The organism is Flexivirga oryzae, assembly GCF_014190805.1.
Taxonomy (GTDB): Bacteria; Actinomycetota; Actinomycetes; order Actinomycetales; family Dermatophilaceae; genus Flexivirga; species Flexivirga oryzae.
Map to the genome: position 1 here is coordinate 159,005 of NZ_JACHVQ010000004.1, position 19,568 is coordinate 178,572.

General features: G+C 68.0%; 18 protein-coding genes, 1 tRNA gene and 1 riboswitch. Of the genes, 14 read left to right on the forward strand and 5 right to left on the reverse strand.

Translation table 11 applies throughout. The annotated features are described in order from the left end of the window. Positions 1-4: 4 nt before the first annotated feature. A riboswitch (cobalamin riboswitch) is annotated at positions 5-216 on the reverse strand. 267 nt (positions 217-483) lie between these two features. Continuing rightward, a tRNA-Gly gene (locus tag FHU39_RS19925) sits at positions 484-554 on the reverse strand. Between the two features lie 102 nt (positions 555-656). Between FHU39_RS19925 and dcd the strand changes: the two genes are divergently transcribed. From dcd to FHU39_RS19970, 9 genes are all read left to right on the forward strand, one after another. Next, entirely contained in the window at positions 657-1,232 is a 576-nt protein-coding gene (gene dcd / locus FHU39_RS19930; RefSeq protein WP_183322480.1) for a dCTP deaminase, read from the forward strand. Continuing rightward, positions 1,229-1,927 carry an alpha/beta hydrolase gene (locus FHU39_RS19935; protein WP_221185742.1) on the forward strand — a complete coding sequence of 233 codons (699 nt, stop codon included), beginning with the start codon at positions 1,229-1,231 and terminating at the stop codon, positions 1,925-1,927. The genes dcd and FHU39_RS19935 overlap by 4 nt, the downstream gene beginning before the upstream one ends. A gap of 39 nt (positions 1,928-1,966) precedes the next feature. Continuing rightward, positions 1,967-3,109: an ABC transporter ATP-binding protein gene (locus FHU39_RS19940; RefSeq protein ID WP_183322481.1), complete on the forward strand. Its 1,143-nt coding sequence runs from the start codon at positions 1,967-1,969 to the stop codon at positions 3,107-3,109. 5 nt (positions 3,110-3,114) lie between these two features. Further along, positions 3,115-3,759, forward strand: coding sequence for an ABC transporter permease (locus tag FHU39_RS19945; protein ID WP_183322482.1), 645 nt, complete (start codon positions 3,115-3,117; stop codon positions 3,757-3,759). Then, a complete protein-coding gene (locus tag FHU39_RS19950; RefSeq protein ID WP_183322483.1) occupies positions 3,756-4,493 on the forward strand; it encodes an ABC transporter permease in 738 nt (245 codons plus the stop codon). Before FHU39_RS19945 ends, FHU39_RS19950 begins: the two co-directional genes overlap by 4 nt. A 32-nt stretch (positions 4,494-4,525) precedes the next feature. After that, positions 4,526-5,458: an ABC transporter substrate-binding protein gene (locus FHU39_RS19955; protein WP_183322484.1), complete on the forward strand. Its 933-nt coding sequence runs from the start codon at positions 4,526-4,528 to the stop codon at positions 5,456-5,458. A gap of 84 nt (positions 5,459-5,542) precedes the next feature. Then, on the forward strand, positions 5,543-6,154 hold the full coding sequence (locus tag FHU39_RS19960; protein WP_183322485.1) for a TetR/AcrR family transcriptional regulator: 612 nt from the start codon (positions 5,543-5,545) through the stop codon (positions 6,152-6,154). 25 nt (positions 6,155-6,179) lie between these two features. Next, positions 6,180-7,916, forward strand: a complete 1,737-nt coding sequence (locus FHU39_RS19965) for an ABC transporter ATP-binding protein (protein WP_183322486.1) — start codon at positions 6,180-6,182, stop codon at positions 7,914-7,916. Beyond that, positions 7,916-9,922: an ABC transporter ATP-binding protein gene (locus FHU39_RS19970; RefSeq protein ID WP_183322487.1), complete on the forward strand. Its 2,007-nt coding sequence runs from the start codon at positions 7,916-7,918 to the stop codon at positions 9,920-9,922. Before FHU39_RS19965 ends, FHU39_RS19970 begins: the two co-directional genes overlap by 1 nt. Before the next feature lie 78 nt (positions 9,923-10,000). Here the strand turns inward: FHU39_RS19970 and FHU39_RS25100 are convergent, their stop codons facing one another. The 3 genes from FHU39_RS25100 to FHU39_RS19985 are packed head-to-tail and all read right to left on the reverse strand — an operon-like array spanning position 10,001 to position 12,466. Next, positions 10,001-11,518: a PGAP1-like alpha/beta domain-containing protein gene (locus tag FHU39_RS25100; protein WP_183322488.1), complete on the reverse strand. Its 1,518-nt coding sequence runs from the start codon at positions 11,516-11,518 to the stop codon at positions 10,001-10,003. Further along, on the reverse strand, positions 11,511-12,161 hold the full coding sequence (locus FHU39_RS19980) for a hypothetical protein (protein ID WP_183322489.1): 651 nt from the start codon (positions 12,159-12,161) through the stop codon (positions 11,511-11,513). The genes FHU39_RS25100 and FHU39_RS19980 overlap by 8 nt, the downstream gene beginning before the upstream one ends. Further along, positions 12,158-12,466 carry a hypothetical protein gene (locus tag FHU39_RS19985; protein ID WP_183322490.1) on the reverse strand — a complete coding sequence of 103 codons (309 nt, stop codon included), beginning with the start codon at positions 12,464-12,466 and terminating at the stop codon, positions 12,158-12,160. The genes FHU39_RS19980 and FHU39_RS19985 overlap by 4 nt, the downstream gene beginning before the upstream one ends. Before the next feature lie 106 nt (positions 12,467-12,572). On the opposite strand from FHU39_RS19985, the gene FHU39_RS19990 reads away from it, so the two are divergent. Further along, a complete protein-coding gene (locus FHU39_RS19990) occupies positions 12,573-13,556 on the forward strand; it encodes a serine/threonine-protein kinase (protein WP_183322491.1) in 984 nt (327 codons plus the stop codon). A gap of 4 nt (positions 13,557-13,560) precedes the next feature. Here the strand turns inward: FHU39_RS19990 and FHU39_RS19995 are convergent, their stop codons facing one another. Next, positions 13,561-15,585 carry a vWA domain-containing protein gene (locus FHU39_RS19995; RefSeq protein WP_281379814.1) on the reverse strand — a complete coding sequence of 675 codons (2,025 nt, stop codon included), beginning with the start codon at positions 15,583-15,585 and terminating at the stop codon, positions 13,561-13,563. Between the two features lie 124 nt (positions 15,586-15,709). Here FHU39_RS19995 and FHU39_RS20000 point away from each other — a divergent pair, with 124 nt between their 5' ends. The 4 genes from FHU39_RS20000 to FHU39_RS20015 all read left to right on the forward strand — a co-directional run bounded on the left by FHU39_RS20000 (position 15,710) and on the right by FHU39_RS20015 (position 19,568). After that, entirely contained in the window at positions 15,710-16,237 is a 528-nt protein-coding gene (locus FHU39_RS20000; protein WP_183322493.1) for a DNA-binding protein, read from the forward strand. A gap of 63 nt (positions 16,238-16,300) precedes the next feature. After that, positions 16,301-17,350, forward strand: a complete 1,050-nt coding sequence (locus FHU39_RS20005; protein WP_343066038.1) for a tellurite resistance/C4-dicarboxylate transporter family protein — start codon at positions 16,301-16,303, stop codon at positions 17,348-17,350. Positions 17,351-17,548: 198 nt separating this feature from the next. Further along, a complete protein-coding gene (locus tag FHU39_RS20010) occupies positions 17,549-18,439 on the forward strand; it encodes an ABC transporter substrate-binding protein (protein WP_183322494.1) in 891 nt (296 codons plus the stop codon). Positions 18,440-18,473: 34 nt separating this feature from the next. After that, positions 18,474-19,568, forward strand: coding sequence for an amino acid ABC transporter permease (locus FHU39_RS20015; RefSeq protein ID WP_183322495.1), 1,095 nt, complete (start codon positions 18,474-18,476; stop codon positions 19,566-19,568).

Below are 19,568 nucleotides of genomic sequence, written 5' to 3' on the forward strand. Positions count from 1 at the left end.
CGAGTGCGCGGTCGGGGCAGTGGCAGGTCTTCGGACTCGTGACTCCGTGCGCGGCCGCGCACACCTACCGGTCGTCGCTTCCCGGGCCGGTCAGCCCAGTGCTGATGACGACTTTCGTCCTCACTCACCGCTGCGGGGGCAGTGCCGGACTCTCACCGGCTTCCCTCTCTCCTCGGGTGCTGCGACCGTCGTATGACGACAGTCGCAACACTCGAACCAGCTGCAACAGACACACTATCTAGTGGTGTCCTGTTTGCCAAGCCCCCACATGCTGTAGTTGCAAACGTGTAATTTCATCGATGTCAAATCGGCGGAATGACGCGGAGAAACCACTCGGCGACAGGCTCACAAGACGCCGATAGGCTCAGAAATACCGCAGTCGCGCCGGGCATTTACTGAGCCGGTGAGGGTGTTTCTGAGCCTCTCGGTCAACTCCGCACGACGCGGAGGACTCGATGGGGGGCGCTGGGGAAAGCTCCGAAGAGCGAGTGACGAGAATCGAACTCGCGTATTCAGCTTGGGAAGCTGATGTTCTACCATTGAACTACACTCGCGTGCCGCGAAACGGTCGCCGACAGGCGCTCGCTCGGACCGGCAGGAGTCTAACTCACCAACGCCCGCCACGCGGCAACCGCCCGCCCGGTAGCGTGACCACCGTGCTGCTCTCCGACCGCGACATACGTGCCCAGATCGATGCCGGCCGGGTCCGTCTCGAGCCCTACGACGAGGCGATGATCCAGCCGTCGAGCATCGACATCCGGATGGACCGCTACTTCCGGCTGTTCGACAACCACAAGTACCCGTTCATCGACCCGGCGGCCGAACAGGACGAACTGACCCGGCTGATCGAGACAGAGCCCGGTGAGCCGTTCGTGCTGCACCCCGGTGAGTTCGTCCTCGGCTCGACGTACGAGCAGGTGACGCTCCCGGACGACATCGCCGCGCGCGTCGAGGGCAAGTCCAGCCTCGGCCGGCTCGGCCTGCTCACCCACGCGACCGCCGGCTTCGTCGACCCCGGGTTCTCCGGTCACGTGACGCTGGAACTGTCCAACGTGGCGACATTGCCGATCAAGCTCTGGCCGGGCATGAAGATCGGCCAACTGTGCTTCTTCCAACTGAGCAGTCCAGCCGAAAACCCTTACGGCAGTGAGAAGTACGGCTCGCACTACCAAGGGCAGCGCGGTCCCACGGCCAGCCGCTCCTACGCGAACTTCCACCGGACCGACGTGTGACGCGCGCCGATGTGCTGCTGGGGCGTCGGGCGGTGACGGGAAGCCAGCGTTTCGAGGTCGGCCCGTCGCACGACGGCGCGCACCCGTTTCTCACGCTGCCCGACGGGCGGCGCACGCCCGATGCGATCGCGCTGCTGCTGCACGGCGGGGCCGAGCACGGCCTGGAACGCACCACCAAACGCACCCCGCCACTGCTGCGCATGCTCGCCGTCGGTCGCCGCATCGAGGCGGACCTGGGTGGGCGGGTCGGCGTGGCAACCCTGCGGGACGCGGTGCGCGGCTACAACGGCGAGCAACGGTCACCGGTCGTCGACGCCCGGTGGGCGCTGCGCCGGGTGCGCGACCTCTACCCCGGCCTGCCGGTCGCGCTCGTCGGACATTCGATGGGCGGCCGGGTCGCCCTGGAGTTGGCCGGGAGCGAGGGTGTCGTGGCCGTGGTCGGTATGGCGCCGTGGATCCCGCAGCAGTATGACGTGCAGCCATTCCTGGGTCGGCACACCCTGCTGCTGCACGGACGCAAGGACGTCGTCACCGATCCGCGGGAGAGCGCGACGCTGGTGCGGCGCATCACCGAGGCCGGCGGGGACGCGCGCGGCATACAACTGGCCGACTGGCACGCGATGCTGCTGCAGGCACGTGCCTGGCACCGGCATACGACCAGGTTCCTGGCGCAGACGCTGCTCGACCCGCGGTAGCGAGGGGAATGTCGGTCCGCTGCGTTACGTTTGATGACCATGATCCGCTTCGAGCAGGTGGTCAAGACCTACGGCGGGGGAGACAGGGCCGTCGACGATCTCTCCTTCGAGGCGCCGACCGGCAAGATCACCGTCCTGGTGGGCCCGTCCGGCTGTGGCAAGACCACGTCCCTGCGGATGATCAACCGGATGATCGAGCCGACCAGCGGGCACATCTACATCGATGACGAGGACGTGCAGGCCGTCAACGCGGCCAAGCTCCGGCGCGGCATCGGCTATGTCATCCAGCACGCCGGGCTCTTCCCCAACAAGAGGGTGGTCGACAACGTCGCCACCGTGCCGGTCCTGCTCGGGACATCGAAGCAGCAGGCCCGCGAGCGGGCTCGCGAAGTGCTCGAACTCGTGGGACTGCCAGGAGATTTCGCCGACCGGTGGCCGTCGCAGCTGTCCGGAGGACAACAGCAGCGGGTCGGCGTGGCACGTGCGCTGGCCGCCGATCCGCCGGTGATGCTGATGGACGAGCCGTTCAGCGCGGTCGACCCCGTCGTGCGCGAGCAGTTGCAGGACGAGTTCCTACGGCTGCAGCGCGATCTCGGCAAGACGATCGTCTTCGTGACCCACGACATCGACGAGGCGCTCAAGCTCGGTGACCAGATCGTGGTGATGCGCGTCGGCGGCAAACTCGCGCAGTTGGCCGATCCGGCCTACCTGCTCGCGCACCCGATCGACGACTTCGTCGCGGACTTCATCGGCCGCGACCGGGGTTATCGCGCGCTGACCTTCACCGAGACACCGCAACTGCCGTTGGCGGCGGAGCCGACGGTGCCGCTCGGCACGACGCCCGAGCAGGCGCGCGCGGCGACCCGGGACGAGTGGCTGCTCGTCGTCGACGACGGCCGGCCGGCCGGTTGGGTCCAGCCGGGCCAGATCGCCGCGCCCATCGAGCCGGCGATGCTGCACCGCGGCGGCACGGTGGCGCGCGCTTCGGGCCCGTTGCGGGCGGCCCTGGATGCCGCGCTGTCGTCACCGAGTCGGCGGGGAGTCATCGCCGGGGAGGACGGGCGGCTGCTCGGCACCGTGCGGGCCCACGAGGTGCTGCAGGCCATCGAGGCGACCGATCGCCCACCGGTCGACGAGGCCGACATCGCGCCCGAGCACGCCGGCCTCTCGCTGGACAAGTAGCCCCGATGCTCTCCTTCATCCAGGACCACTGGTCCGACATCCTCAGCAGGGGGATCCAGCACGCCTGGTTGGCGGGTCTGCCGCTGCTGATCGGCCTGCTGATCTCGCTCCCACTGGGCTGGCTGGCGCGCCGGGCCGCCTGGCTGCGGGTGATCCTGGTCGGCGGGTCGAGCCTGCTCTACACGATCCCGTCGCTCGCGCTCTTCGTGCTCATACCCCTCGTCGCCAAGACCAAGATCATCGACCCGACGAACGTCATCATCGCGATGACGATCTACACCATCGCACTGCTGGTGCGCACCGTCGCCGACGCACTCGGCGCGGTGTCGGAGGAGACCACGCAGGCCGCAATCGCCATGGGTTACACGCCGATCCGACGCTTCTTCGGTGTCGAGCTGCCCCTCGCCGTGCCCGTCATCTCGGCCGGGCTGCGGGTGGCGGCGGTCAGCAACGTCGCCATCGTCAGCGTCTCCGCGCTGCTCGGCATCCGGCAACTCGGGTTCTACCTGACCGACGGCTACCAGATCAACTACTGGGCAGAGGTGTGGACGGGCATCGCGGCCTGCCTGGTCCTGGCGCTGATCTTCGACGTGGCGATCCAGCTGGTCACCAGGGTCCTCACGCCGTGGCAGCGGGAGGTGGGCGCATGATCGGGCAGGTATGGCGCTGGCTGATCGACGGCGCGAACTGGCAGGGCAGCACCGGGATCACCCATCGGTTGCTGGAGCACCTGGAATACACCGGCGAGAGTGTGCTGATCGCCGCTGTCATCGCGCTGCCGATCGGCGCCGTGATCGGTCACTCCGGCCGAGGGAAGTGGATCCTGTCGGCTGCGAACGCGTTCCGTGCGATCCCCAGCCTCGGTCTGCTCTTCGTGGTCGCGATGTGGTTCGTGTCCCGGCTCACCAGCGACGCGGCATACCTCGTCCCGACGATCGTGGTCCTGGTCATCCTGGCCATACCGCCGCTGCTCGCCGGCGCCTACAGCGGCGTGAGCGAGGTGGACCCGGCCGCGCGAGATGCCGCGTTCGGCATGGGTATGACGGGCCCGCAGGTGCTGGCCCGCGTCGAACTGCCCTGTGCGCTGCCGCTGATCTTCTCCGGGCTGCGCAGTGCCGCACTGCAGGTGATCGCCACCGCGACCATCGCGGCGGCGATCAGCGTCGGCGGACTGGGCCGCTACCTGATCGACGGTCTGGCCAACAGCGACTACGTCCAGATGGCCGGGGGCGCGATCCTGGTCGCCGCACTGGCGCTCGTCGTCGACGGGGTGCTGGCCGCGCTGCAACGACTTCTCGTGCCGGGCGGACTGCGCTCGGCACGTCCTTCCCGCCACAAGCGCCGCGCCGCGGTCGCCGAGGCCCGGTCGGCACCCGCCGCCTGAACTTCCGATCCCAACCGAGATGAGGACACACCATGAAGCGCACACTCTCCGTGACCGCACTGGGCATCGCAGCGTCGCTCGCGCTCGCCGCGTGCGGCGGAGGAAGCGACAACCCGCTCGGCAACGGCTCGAGCACTGCGGGCAACGTGCCGAGCGGCACGGCCGCGGCCGGCACGATCCGGGTCGGTGCCGCCAACTTCCCCGAATCGGAGCTGATCGCCGCGATCTACGCCGCGGCGCTGAACGCCAAGGGCGTCAAGGCAACGACCGGGGACCCGATCGGTGCTCGCGAGGTCTACCTCAAGGCACTGAAGCAGGGATCGATCGACCTGATCCCCGAATATGCCTACTCACTGCTCACCTTCTACGACGCGTCGGCGACGCAGACCGCACCCGACGCGGTCCGGGCGGCGCTGGTCAAGAAGCTGCCGGCCGGCGAGACGATCCTGGACGCTGCGGCGGCGCAGGACTCCAACACGGTCACCGTGACCAAGGCGACCGCCGACAAGTGGCACCTGAAGACGATCGGCGATCTGGCGAAGCACTCCAGTGAGGTGACCTTCGCGGCGCCGTCGGAGTTCCAGGGAAGGGAGCAGGGTCTGAAGGGTCTGAAGCGGAAGTACAACCTGGTGCCCAAGAGCTTCCGGGCGCTGCAGGGCACCGCGATCGCCCAGGCGCTGAAGAACAACCAGGCCCAGGCCGCGAACATCTTCACGACCGACCCGTCCATCAAGGCCGACGGTTTCGTCGTGCTGCAGGACCCGAAACACGTCTTCGGCAGCGACAACGTCATCCCGCTGATCAGCAAGGCGAAGGCCACCCAGCAGGTGCAGACGATCCTCAACGCCGTGCAGGCCAAGCTGACGACGCCGAAGCTGGCTGCGATGGACAAGCAGGTCCAGGTCGACCACAAGGACGTGTCGACCGTCGCCAAGCAGTTCATCTCGAGCAACGGCCTGGGCTGACCTATCCCACGAAGTCCTCGGCTCCTGCCGCGCCCCGAAAATAAATGAGTGAGCACTCACTCATTTATGCTAGATTGCCGATCCATGGGCAGCAGGACGACGGAACGAGCCACCACACGAGCGCGTCGCCTCCCGCCGCACGAGCGGCGGGAGGCGCTGCTCGACACGACTCTCGGATTGATCCGCGAGGGCCCCAAGCTCCCCACCACCCGTGAGATCGCCGAAGCGGCCGGGGTTGCCGAGGGCACCATCTTCCGGGCGTTCGCCACCAAGGACGAGCTCTTCGACGCGGTGCTGGAGCGCACCTTCGACTCCGCACCGCTGGTCGACGCGTTGCAGAAAGTCGATGGCGACGCGGGTCTGGAATCGGTGATGATCGAGATCGTCCGACTCCTGCAGGCCCGGTTCGTGGAGATCTTCGACGTCATGGGCGCCTTCAGCCTGATGGGGCCGCCCGAGCGTTTTCGTGACCCGCAAGTGCAGCGTCGCCAAGAGCGGGAGATCGGGACGTTGGTGCACGACCTGGTGCAACCGTATGCCGACGAGCTGCGGCTGCCGATCGACCAGGTCACCCGGATGTGCCGGTTGCTCACCTTCAGCGGCAGCCACCGGCACATCAACGACGGGCAGGTCCTGCGCGCGGAGGACATCGTCCAGATGGTGCTCTACGGCGTGGTAAGACGCGAAACTCATTGACACACGACTGATTCGAGGCAGATAGATGCTCTTCAAGCTCATCCGGGAGCGGCTCGCGCCATACCGCGGGTTGCTCGTCGGGCTGGTGCTGCTGCAGCTGCTCAACGTCGGCGCCAACCTCTACCTCCCGACGCTCAACGCGGACATCATCGACAACGGGGTGACCAAGGGCGACACCGGGTACATCTGGCACACCGGCGGGATCATGCTCGCCGTCTCCGTGCTGCAGATCTGCGGCTCGATCGGCGCGGCCTTCTTCGGGGCCCGGATCGCGATGTTCTTCGGCCGGGACACCCGCGCGTCGATCTTCCGGTCGGTCGGCCGCTTCTCGTCGCGAGAGGTCAACCAGTTCGGGGCACCGTCACTCATCACCCGCAGCACCAACGACGTGCAACAGGTCCAGACGCTGGTGCTGATGAGCTGCACGCTGATGGTGAGTGCACCGTTCATGATGGTCGGCGGCGTGATCATGGCGCTGCGTGAGGACGCCGGGCTGTCCTGGCTGGTGCTGGTCGCGGTCGTCGTGCTGGGCATCGCGGTCGCAGCCGTCGTGCGCAAGATGGTGCCGGGGTTCCGGCTGGTGCAGCGGCGTATCGACACCGTCAACCGGGTGATGCGCGAGCACCTCACCGGTGTCCGCGTCATTCGGGCGTTCACCCGTGAGGGGTACGAGGAGCGGCGCTTCGACGTCGCGACCGACGAGCTGACCGACATCTCGACCAGGGTCGGCAGCCTGATGATGACGATGTTCCCGCTCGTCTTCTCGGTGATGAACCTGTCGACCATCGGCGTGTGGTGGTTCGGGGCGCACCAGATCGCGAACGGCGACGTCGAGATCGGGTCGCTGTCGGCATACATGACCTATCTGATCCAGATCCTGATCTCGGTCATGCTGGCGACCTTCATGTTCATGATGATCCCGCGCGCCGCGGTCGCCGCGGAGCGGATCACCGAGGTGGTCGACACGGAGTCGTCGGTGCACGCCCCGGATCGTCCCGTCACGCCGACCCGGGTGCGCGGCGTGGTCGAGCTCCGTGGCGCCACCATGCAGTACCCCGGTGCCGACGACCCGGTGCTGCGTGACGTCACGCTGCGCGCGGAGCCCGGACAGACTGTCGCGATCATCGGCTCGACCGGGTCGGGGAAGTCGACGTTGCTGTCGCTGATCGCGCGGCTGTTCGATGCGACGGAGGGCGCCGTGCTGATCGACGGTGTCGACGTTCGCGACCTGGACCCGCAACTGCTGTGGGGCCACATCGGGATCGTGCCGCAGAAGGCCTACCTCTTCTCGGGGTCGGTGGCGTCGAACCTGCGGTACGGCAACCCGGATGCCTCCGACGAGGAGCTCTGGACCGCGCTGGAGATCGCGCAGGCCCGTGATTTCGTCGAGCGAATGGACGGCGGCCTGGAGGCCACGATCGCCCAGGGTGGCACGAACGTCTCCGGCGGACAGCGCCAGCGGCTGTGCATCGCACGAGCACTGGTGGCCCAGCCGCGTATCTACCTGTTCGACGACTCCTTCTCCGCACTCGACCTGGCGACGGATCGCCGGCTCCGCGAGGCACTGGCGCCGCACGTGCTCGAGGCGACGGTGTTCATCGTCGCGCAACGCGTCTCGACCATCCGCGGTGCCGACTCGATCGTGGTGCTGGATGACGGGCACGTGGTCGGCATGGGCGCGCACGACGAGTTGCTCGACAGCTGCGAGGCGTACCGCGAGATCGTCGCCTCCCAGGGCGGTCTCGGCGAGGAGGTGGCGTGATGGCGAAGAAGAAGGACCCCCAGGCGGCCACCGTTCCGGCGCCGGGGCCGCGCAGCGCCAAACCGATGCGACGCCCCGGCGGGCCGGGCATGGGCATGGGTATGGCGGAGAAGTCCAAGGACTTCACCGGATCCGCCAAACGGCTGATGCACCGGCTCAGCCCGCACCGGTCGACGCTCATCGTGATCATCGCGCTGACCGTGGCTTCGGTGGCACTCAACGTCATCGGGCCGAAGGTCCTCGGCAAGGCGGTCGACAAGATCTATTCGGGTGCGGTGGGTGCGACGATGCCGCACGGCGCGACCAAGGCACAGGTCGTGCAGTCGCTGCGGGATCAGGGGCACGGCACGCTCGCCGACATGGTCAACAAGATGGACGTCGTCCCCGGCGTCGGTATCGACTTCGGCGCGCTCGGACGGATCCTGCTCGTCGTGCTGTGCCTCTACCTGGTGGCCGGACTCTTCCAGCTGATCCAGGCGCGACTGCTCAACCGGGTCGTGCAGGACACGATGAACACCCTGCGTAAGGACGTCGAGGCGAAGATCAACAACGTTCCGCTGCGCTACCTCGACGGTCAGCCGCGCGGCGAGCTGCTCTCGCGGGTCACCAACGACATCGACAACATCGGCCAGTCGATGCAGCAGTCGATGAGCCAGCTGCTCGTCAACGGGCTCACGGTCATCGGCGTCATCGTGATGATGCTGACGATCTCGTGGTGGCTGACCCTGGTCGCGATGATCGCCATACCGGTCGTGATGCTCGTGACGAGCCAGGTGATGAAGCGCTCGCAGAAGCTGTTCGTCGCCCAGTGGGGACACACCGGCGCGCTGAACGCGCAGATCGAGGAGACGTTCACCGGGCACGACCTGGTCAAGGTGTTCGGCCGGCAGCACGAGGTCGGCGCAGCGTTCGACAAGACCAACGAAAGCCTCACCACGGTGAGCTGGCGGGCACAGTTCGTCAGCGGGCTGGTGATGCCGGTGATGATGTTCGTCGGGAACCTGCAGTATGTCGTCGTCTGTGTCCTGGGCGGGTTGCAGGTCGCGAACGGCTCGATGAGCCTCGGCAACGTCACGGCGTTCGTGCAGTATTCGCGGCAGTTCACCCAACCGCTCACCCAGTTGGCGTCGATGGTCAACCTCATGCAGTCCGGGGTGGCCAGCGCGGAACGCGTCTTCGAGGTGCTCGACGCCCCGGAACAGAGCCCCGACGAGCACGCGGTGCTGCGACCGACGCACGGAGCCGTGGAGTTCGACCGGGTGAACTTCGGGTACGCACCGGACCAGCCGCTCATCGAGGACCTCTCGATGCACGTCGAGCCCGGCCAGACGGTCGCGATCGTCGGACCGACCGGGGCGGGCAAGACGACGCTGGTCAACCTGATCATGCGTTTCTACGAGCTGGACTCGGGGCGCATCCTGATCGACGGCCAGGACATCACCACGGTGAGCCGGCAGGACCTGCGCTCGCGGATCGGCATGGTGCTGCAGGACGCGTGGCTCTTCCACGGGACGATCCGGGACAACATCGCCTACGGCCGGTTGGACGCGACCGAGGACGAGATCCTGGCCGCGGCCAAGGCGACGTTCGTCGATCGGTTCGTCCGCTCGTTGCCGGACGGCTACGACACGGTCATCGACGAGGAGGGCTCCGGCGTCTCGGTCGGGGAGCGCCAGCTGATCACCATCGCACGGGCGTTCCTGGCGGACCCGGCCATGCTCATCCTGGACGAGGCCACCTCGTCGGTCGACACCCGCACCGAGGTCATGCTCCAGGAGGCGATGGCCGCGCTGCGTTCGGACCGCACGAGCTTCGTGATCGCCCACCGGCTCTCCACGATCCGCGACGCCGACACGATCCTGGTCATGGAGGACGGACACATCGTCGAGCAGGGCGACCACGACGAGTTGCTCGCGGCACGCGGTGCGTACTACCGCCTCTACATGTCGCAGTTCGAGGGAGCCATGACCGAGGTCGATCCCAACGCGCTGCCCGCCGCCCCGTAGGCCCGCGGTGCGCGGCGGACCGCGCTCCGGCGGGAAGCGCTCCGGCGGCCCGCGCGCCGCCGCGGGAGTGTGCCGGGTCTACGGTCGCCGCAGGTCGAACTCGTAGTCGGTCTCGCTGCCGTCCAGGAACCTGGAGTTGCGGGAGTACCACTGCGCGAGCTGATCGTCGCTGTCGATGGTCAGCTCACCCGCCGACCTGGTGTAGCGGGACGCGTCATGGGCGTCGATCACGGTGTGCAGGTGCTCACCCGGCGGAGCCTCGCACCGCACATCGACCCGGTGCATCGAGTCGGGAACGGCCGTGCCGTCCAACTCGGGCACGATGTCGTGGTTGTTCTCGATCGACAAGACGTGGACGTCGTCCGGGATCGGTATCCGGTCGATGGGGGAGCCGTCGGTCACGACTTCGCGCACGTCGAACTTGGTGCGGAACCCGTCATCGACGGCGAGCCGGGCCGCGACGATGCCGCCCTGGCTGTGGCCGGTGACCAGGACGGGCTCCGTGCCGGGTTGCACCCCCGACTCCTTCATCGCTGCGGTCAGCGCCTTGTCGACAGCCGGGTAGAGCGAGGAACTCGCGCCCGCCATCGTTGCGAGGTTGGCTGCGGTGTTGGACGGGCCGTGGTCGCTGCGTAACGGCCAGTGCGAGGTGCCGGGGATCGCCACGACCCACGCACCCGTGCCGTCCGCACCGACGACGCGGCGCACCAGGAGCACGGATCCGTCCGCGCCGGAACGGTGCTCGACGTCCGCCGCGGCCGCCGTCACGTCGGACAGTTGCCGCTTCCTGGTCCGGCGGTGCTGCTCGCGGGTCTGCGTGACGGCCAGCGGTCTGGTGTCGTCGAAGTAGCCGAGTGAGCGCCCGACGGCCAGCAGCCAGGCGATCTGGCCCTCGAAGTCCTGCGCCGGCGGGGGAGCGAGGAGGTGGTGCGTCGCCGCGAAGTCGCCGACCGCGGCCGACGGGCTGAACCACGAGGCGGCGTGTTGCAGCGCGTCCGGTGCCTGTCCGTAGACGTCACCCAGCGCGGCGGCCGCGGAACCGGCCACCCACACACCCGCGCCGGTCCACGGGACCAGGCCGTCGACCAGGGCGGGGTCGTTGATCAGCTGCTGCTGGAGATGCGAGGTGACGGCACCCGCCCACGGGCCCTTGTCCCAGGAGAGGGTGCTCGCCGACCAGGGGTGTTCGGCCGCGGCCACCACGGCGTCCACGGCAAGGTCGCCGCTCAGCCGTGCCGGTGCGGTCGCGACGTTGACGGCGGCGAGCAGCGCACGCTGTGCGGTGTCGGTGAGCTCGTAGACGGTCGCGCTCCAGCGCAAGGTGCTCGCCGTGAACTCCATGTGCAGCCCCAGTGCGGTGAGGTTGAGTGTCAGCCCCGCGACCTGCTGGGCGATGTCGACGGCGGAGCCGGGCGACAGAATCGCGCTCTTCTCCGGCAGGCAGGCCGCGATCCCCAGCACCTGCCTGCGTAAGTAGCCGGTCTGGCCACCGGTGGCACCCAACCGGGCGGCGGCGCTGCGCATGTCCGTGAACTGCGCCTCGGTCGACGCGCTGCCGCCGGACACGGTGCATTGTCGGCTCGTGGTGTCAGACACCGGCACACTCCATGGCAAGCGCCGCGAACGCGCTGAGCCGGGCCTGCACCTCGAGACGGGACATCGACCGGAAGGTGAGCTCCTCGTCCGGGTCGGCGTGCAGGCAGCCCCAGCCGGACGGGAGCAGGTGCAGCATCGTGGCGAGCTGCGGTCTGCCGTGCACCGTCAGCATCATCGACAGCAGGGCGTCGGCACCCCACGCGAGTTCGGCGACCCACCACGGCAGGCCGGCCAACTGCAGGTCGTCGCAGGCGGCCTGGATCCGTTTCGCGTCACCGCGCCGGACGACGTCGGCGAGGGCGAGGGCGTCCCCGGGTGCGAGTCGTGACGGCCGCGGATCCCGCGGCGGATCGTCGTCGGGCCGCGTGCCGGCGGAGGTCTCGAGGTGCCGCGGTATGCCGGCCAGCTCGCCCGGTAGATGCCGTCCCGGACCGCTGGTCAACTGCCAGTCGTCGCCGCGCTGGCTCAGCAGCCGGAATTCCGGACCGTCCATCGAGAACAGCGTCCATCGCCGGCGGGTGCGGGTGGCCGCGCAGATCGTGGCGTAGGTGCCTGTCGCCATACCCTCGACGGCGGCGTGGGCCGCGCCCGGATCGAGCACCTGTCGCTCGACCGCAACCTCGCGGACCCCGGTGTCGCTCATGAGAGGAACCCCAACGGATCGATGTGGTGCTCCACGAAACCGACCACCTTGCCGATCGCGTGCTCGTGATCCTCGACGTGCCGCGCGTGGCTGTAGAGCAACCGACTCAACTCGTCGAGGTCGTCCGCGCGGCGCCGGAACTCGGCGGCACGGTCGGTCAGCTTCTTGCGGTAGCGGTCCGCGCCCTGGCTGCGCCACCGGATGGAGCCGTTGGCGGCCACCGCGGTCGCGGCACGCCGGGCCTCGGTGGCAAGCCGCGCTGCGCGTCTGGCCTGGGCGCGGATCTGCTCTGGGTCGTCGGACATGCCGATGACAGTAGGCATTTCGTGCCGAGCGGCGTCACCCGTGAGATCGCGACCTGTGGACGACGAGTCGATGACCCGGGGATGTGGACGAAGTATCGTGCGGGACATGTCGCACCCGTTCGCCGGTCGCTACGACCTGCACGAGCAGATCGGCTCCGGAGGCATGGGTGCGGTATGGCGCGCCTGGGACCGCAAGCACGAGCAGTGGGTCGCGGTGAAGGTGCTGACCCAGTCCGAAGCCGGCACCCTGCTGCGCTTCGTCCGGGAGCAGTCGCTGCGCGTGCAGCACCCGCACGTGGTGGCGCCCCAGGGCTGGGCCGCCGACGACGAACACATCGCGCTGTCGATGGATCTGGTCCGCGGCGGTTCGCTGGAAACCCTGCTCGGGGACCACGGGCCGTTGCCCGAGAGCTACGTCGCGGTGCTGGTCGACCAGGTGCTGCAGGGGCTGTCCGCCATCCACGAGGCAGGGGTCGTGCACCGCGACATCAAGCCCGCGAACATCCTGCTGGAGCCGACCGGTTCGGCCCGGCCGCTCGCCCGGGTGTCCGACTTCGGGGTGGCCACGAGGGTCGGCGAGCCGCGGTTGACCCAGCGCGGTCACAACGTCGGTACCCGCGGCTATGTCGCCCCGGAAGCAGCGGACGCGGACCCGGCGCCGACGGCCGACCTGTATGCCGTGGGCGTGCTCGGGAGGCGGCTGCTCACCGCCGCCGACCCCGACCAGCTGCCGGCCCAGCACCCTTCGCAACTCTGGCATCTGCTGCAGCGGCTCAGCGCCCCGGACCCGCAGCAGCGCCCAGCGTCGGCGGCGGACGCCCGTGCGCTGCTGGCGCCGTACCTGCCGGGCGGCGAGCCGTGGGTGGGCGACGCCGAGCCGCCATACGTCTTCGAGCAGCTCACGGCACCTGCACCGCGAGCCACTCCCACCCAGGTCGTGCTGCCGCGGGCGACGACGGGCCCGGTGCCCACTGGCGCGCCACAGGAGCGGCCGCGGTTCAGCCGCGACCGGTTGCGCGTGCTGATGGCCGCGAGCCTGGTGCTCGCGGCCATCCTGCTGGTGATCGTGCTGGTGCTCGTCCTGGGGTGAGCGGTCAGCGGCGACGCAGCGCCATCGCAGCCCCGGCTCCGACGATCGCGAGCAGCGCCGCACCACCGGACAATCCGCCGACGAGCGGCCAGTTGGTGTGCCCGGAATCGTCCGCGACGGGCACACCGCCCGCCTCGGTGCCCACCGCCCGCACCGAGCCGGCGGAACTGGCCGGAGCGGTCGAGGTCGACCCGCCCGAGTTCGACGAGGACGGCGCGGTCGACGACCGTGAGCCGGTCGAGCCGCTGGTCGGCGGAACCGGCGAGGTGGACGTGTCCGTGGCGGCCGCACCCGTACCCGGCCGGACGCCCTCACCGGCCGCGAAGCGCGGTGCATCTTGACCCGGCCGGCCCGTTGTCGCCACCTGGAGGTCGACCTTCAACGGCGTGCGCACCGTGTCCGTACCGCTGGTGGTGGTGCTCAGCCCGACGACCACGTAGTAGTCGCCGGCGACCGAGCTGCCGACCGCTCGATCCGAGTAGGAGGTGCGGTTGCGCAGCCGGATCGGGACGGTGGTGGCCGCCACCCGGGCGCCGTCGTCGTCGAGCAGACGCTGGTGGGACAGTGTGCCGAGATCACCCTTGGGCATTCCGTCGACGGAAGTGGCACTCGCCATGCCACCGACCGGCGACAGGATGTCGACGTTGAACTCGCGGATGCTCGACGTCTTGTAGGCCGGGTTCTGCTCGGCGGTCGCCACTGCCTGGACCTGTTGGCCCCAGGTCGCGGACACCTTGAAAAACTTCAGCTCGCCCGGGATGAGCTCGAGGTTCGTGCTGGTGCCGGGCGTGAGCCGGGTGGCGGTGGACAGTCCCGTGCCGCCGACGCTGGTGCCCTGCGGATCCTGGGTCGGCATGGGCTGCCACGTGGCCGAGGTCGACCGGTCGTCACCCTTGAGGATCGAGCTGTTCGTGGGTTCGGGGGTCTCGATGACGCTCAGCTGCATCGGAGTGCCCGATGCATCGTCTCCCCAGTTGGTCTGCTCGATCTTGAGGATGAGGTCGTCGGTGTGACAGGCGGCTTTCCAGCTGTAGGTCGCCGCGGTCGACAGGGATCCGGTCAACAGGTCCCGCGACGATTTGCCGAAGCCGATGGACATCGGCCACACCGAGCCGCAGGACGTGCCGTCTGCTGTCGACACCGACAACTGCAACTGACTGTCCTCGACCTTGGGGCGACTCGTGATGCCGATCAGGAAATCGCTGTTCGGCATGGTGTGCTTGAGGTGGTAGTACTTGGCGGTCTCGCCGTCGGCGGGGACTGTGTCGGTCCACCGCCCCGCGCCGATCTCCGGGGCGCCACTGCTCGTCGGCGTGCCGGTGATCTTCTTACCTGAGATCGAGAACGGTTGCGCTGCACGGGTTCTGGTCGTCTCGAGTGCCTCGGTGAGACCGGTCGTGTCCGATGCCGGGAAGTACTTGCCGCCGGTCGCCGACGCGATGCAGCTCAGCTGCTTGCGCGCCTTGTCCCCGACCTTGAAGCCGACGACGTCGACGCGCAGATCGATGCCCTTGGCGGCGAGTTCCTTGGCGGTGTCGCACGGGTCTGGCGAGCACGTCGACTCTCCGTCGGAGACCAGCACGATCGATCGCTGGCCGGTGGTGCCGAGGTCTTTCGCCGCCTGTTGCAGTGCGTATGCCGTGGGCGTCTGGCCCTTGGGGGAATAGCGCTTGACCGCGGACTTCAGGGCGGCCCGGTCCAGCGGCTGCACCGGAACCACCTGTTGACTGTCGGAACACGCCTGGCGGGTGTCCTTCCCGGGTGGCGCGGTGGCGCCATACACCCGCATGCCGACCTGGGTGCTGTCCTGCATGCCGTCGATCATCGTGGTCAGCGCCTGTCGGGCGTCATGGATCTTGCTGTGTCCGTCACCCGCCGGGTCGGCCATGGATCCTGAGGCATCGAGCAGGATTTCAAGCCTTCCGGTGGATGGCTCGACGGCGTGGGCGGCGGGCGCGGCGACTGCGGAGGCGCTCGCCGCGAGAGCACAGATACCGAGCGCGGCGAGGGCTGGATGTCGGGTTCGCATGGTTCCTCCAGGTGTTTCCAGTAGTAATCTTCATCACTACAGACGTAACCATGCCTGGTTTGGTTTCCGATCGTCAAGAGTTTTCTCTAGGCTGTTCCCGGCGCGTCGAAGGAGGAGTCGAACGGTGGAGGATCTCGTGGCCAACCAGCAGAGCCAGGCGCAGTTGTACGGCGCGCCGCTCGCGACAGTCATCGAGGGCATCGGACACAACCTGGGGCTCACCCAGGGCCGGATCGCGCAGGTGCTCGGACTCTCGGCGCCGATGCTGTCGCACCTGGTGAGCGGGCGACGGGTGAAGATCGGCAATCCGATGGCGCACGCCCGGCTGACGCAACTGCGGTCGCTCGCCGAAGACGTTGCGAGCGGCCGGGTTTCGCCCGAACAGGCCGCTGCCGTGGTGCCGCAGATCGCGGCCAGCCAGGACAGCTGGACCACGTCGCACTCACTCGCCGCCGCGGCGGCGCCCGACGAGACGACGATCGTCCGGGACGTGCAGGAACTCTTCCGGGCGGTCGCCGACGCCGCCGACTGGCTCGCCGCGGCGGAGACCGTCGCGGCCGACCACCCGGCGATCGCCGAAGTGCTGCGGGTCTACGGCGCCTCCCGCACCGCGACGGCGCAGGAACACTGGCACCGCGTGCTCGACCACTGAGCTCGGGTGGCGGTCGGCGCGGCATACCGTGTCGGCGGCCGCCGTCGGCGGTAACGTCAGCGCGTGGTCACCGTCGCGCACGGTCCGGTTCGGGCATCCGTCAGCAGGTTGTCACCCGGCTACTTCGCCCTCGTGATGGCGACCGGGATCGTTTCGGCCGGTCTGCGCCTGGACGGCGCCGACTGGCTGTCCGACATCCTGCTGATCATCGGCGGCATCGCCTTCGTCGTGCTGATCGTGCTCAATCTGTGGCGATTCGCGCAGTTCCGCACGCAGGCGGTGGCCGACTTCTTCAATCCGCAGCTGTCCTTCGGCTACTTCACGTTCGTGGCCGCCGCCGGGGTGCTGGCGTCGGGCGTCGCGACCCACGGGATCCTGTCGCTGACCCTCGCGCTGTTCATCGCCGGCTTCGGCGCCTGGATCCTGCTCGGGTATGCCGTGCCGTGGGCGACGATGCTGGACCGCGGGCATCGGTCGACGGTGCGCAACGCGAACGGCTCGTGGTTCCTGTGGGTGGTCTCCAGTCAGTCGGTGGCGTCGATGGCCGCCATCCTGGAGCGGCACCTGCACTCGGCGCAACATCTGTTCGCGATGTTCGCGGTCGTCGCCTGGTCGGTCGGCGTCTTCCTCTATGGGGCCGAGAGCATGCTGATCGCGCTGCGCGAGATGCTCTACGACGCGGACTTCGCACCGTCGTACTGGGTGTGCATGGGTGCGGCGTCGATCACCGTGCTTGCGGGGTCGGAGATCCTCGCGTCACCGGGTTCGACCATCGTCAGCAACATCACGCCGATGCTGGATGCCGCGACCATCGTGTTCTGGTCGTTCGCGTCCTGGCTGTTGCCGATGCTGATCCTCGCGTTCTGCTGGCGCCATTTCATCCGTCGCGTTCCGCTCACCTACGACAGTGCGCTGTGGAGCATGGTCTTCCCGTTGGGGATGTATGCCGTGGCCTCCGTGCACCTCGGGGAGGTCGAGGAACTTCCCTGGGTCCTCGGCATCGGGCGCGTCGAGCTGTGGCTCGCCTTCGCGATCTGGTGCCTCGTCTTCATCGGGTTCTTACGGCACGTATGTCGAATCCTGTTGCGGGAGAACCCTTCTCCGGTGGGCTGAGGTCGCCTCGGCGCTTTCGGTCCGGACGCTGGGGTGTGGGAAGGGGGCGCCCCTGGAACATCACGCGATTGTTGCAAACCGGAGACATTCGGCGGAATTCCCACACAATCAGCGCGTGCGCCATATCGTGTGGCGCAATGGACGAGGCACACCCTGGACCTCGCCACTGCCGTTCGCTGCCGGAAGGAATTCCACATCATGGCATTCACACGTACTCTCAGCATCGCAGGTGCGATGGCCATCGCTGCCTCCCTGGCGGCCTGCGGGTCCAGCTCGGGAGGCTCCGGCGGATCCGGTTCGCAAGCTGCGGGAGGTGGTGGCAGCTATGGCAACTGCAAGATCACCAGTAAGGCCAACTCGATCAAGATCAAGCCCGCCGTCGCCGACACGTTGACCGTCGAGACGACGCTGCCTGCACAGGGGTGGTGGAACGGCACGACGGCAGACTCGATCAAGGACGGTTACGAGTACTGCATGGCGGCCGAGCTGGCCAACATGGCCGGCCTGAAGCACCTGAAGATCAAGGCGGTGTCGTTCGATCAGCTCGTCGCAGGCCACACGAGCAACTTCGACCTCGCGCTCGCGGAGATCTCGATCACGCCCGAGCGTGCCAAGGTGGTCGACTTCTCCAAGCCGTACTTCGACTCCAACATCGGTGTGCTGACCAAGAAGGGCGCGGGCATCACCGCCGACAACATCAAGGGCAAGCGGTGCGCGGCGTACTCCGGCACGACCTCGGTGGACTTCTTGAAGAACAAGCTGAAGTGCAAGTCGCAGAAGGTCTACCCCGACTCGCAGACCCTCTATCAGGGTGTCCTGTCGGGCCAGACCGACGTCGCGTTGCTGGACACGGCGATCGTGCTGGCGGAGGCGAAGCAGACCGGCGGCAAGCTCGAGGTGCCGGGACAGTACAAGACCGGTGAGAAGTACGGCGCGATCTACCCCAAGGGTTCGGCCAACGAGAAGGCCCTCGACAAGGGCATCACCACCCTGCTCAACGACGGAACGCTGAAGACGCTGTCCAAGGACTACCTCGGACCGGCCTTCGGTGGCGACCCGTCGGCAGTCCCGGTGTGGTCGCTGAAGTGAGTGCTTCCGTAGGGCGAGCGCTGGACGGGCGACGATGAGTTCTCACGCACTCGTTCGGGACGACGTCCAGTCGGCGCCGGAGCCGAGCCCGCCGCAGAAGGTGGCGGGCTCGGCGGTTGTCGCACTGGTGGTGGACATCATCGGCATCGCGCTGATGCTGTATGCCGTGAAGCTGCTGCGCGACTACAACGACGACAACGCAGCAGCCACGGTCGTGGCGGTGATCCTCGTTCTCGTATCCCTCTACCCGCTGTGGCCCACGATCCAAGGATTCGCGGGGGCATCGAAGCGCGCCGGCCTGCTCCGCGACAAACAGGTCGTCGCGGCCCGTCGCGTCGCCGCCCGCGGCCGCGAGGATGCCGCCATCGGCATGGGTTACGGAGCGGCCGTCATCATCGTTGGCGGAGTGCTCTGGTTGGCGATGACCAACTCCGGGGCGGTTGCCGACACCTTCCTTCGGGTGGACGCGTGGAAGCAGTCGTTCAGCGAACTGATCCAGGCCTTCTGGATCAACATCTGGGTTGCGATCGTGTCCTTCATCCTGGTGCTGATCTTCGGGCTGCTCCTCGCGATCATGCGCATGCTGCCCGGCCGGGCCGGTGCGCCGCTGCGGCTCATCGCCACCGTCTATTGCGATGTGTTCCGGGCGATCCCGGCCATTGTGACCGTCATGCTGGTGGCCTTCGGCGCAACGCTGGCGTTCACCTTCACGCAGACCTGGAACCTCGCCTGGCTCGGTGTCGTCGCGCTGACGATGACCTACTCGGCGTACGTCGCGGAGGTCTATCGGGCGGGTCTGGCCTCGATCCACCCGAGTCAGGGTGCCGCGGCGCGCTCGCTGGGACTCAGCTACGGCCAGACGCTGCGGGCGGTGCTCGTGCCGCAGGCTGTTCGGCGGATGGTCCCTCCGCTGATGAACGACTTCATCAGCCTGCAGAAGGACACCGCCCTACTGTCGGTCGCCGCGATTCCGGAGGTACTGCAGGTGGCGAAGTTGTGGGAGTCCAAGCTCTACACTCTGGCACCGGTGACCCTGGCGGCGGTCTTCTTCATCATCGTCACCATCCCGCAGGCACGCTTCGTCGACTACCTGATCAATCGGGATGCAGCAAAGCGGGCGGGTGGTTGA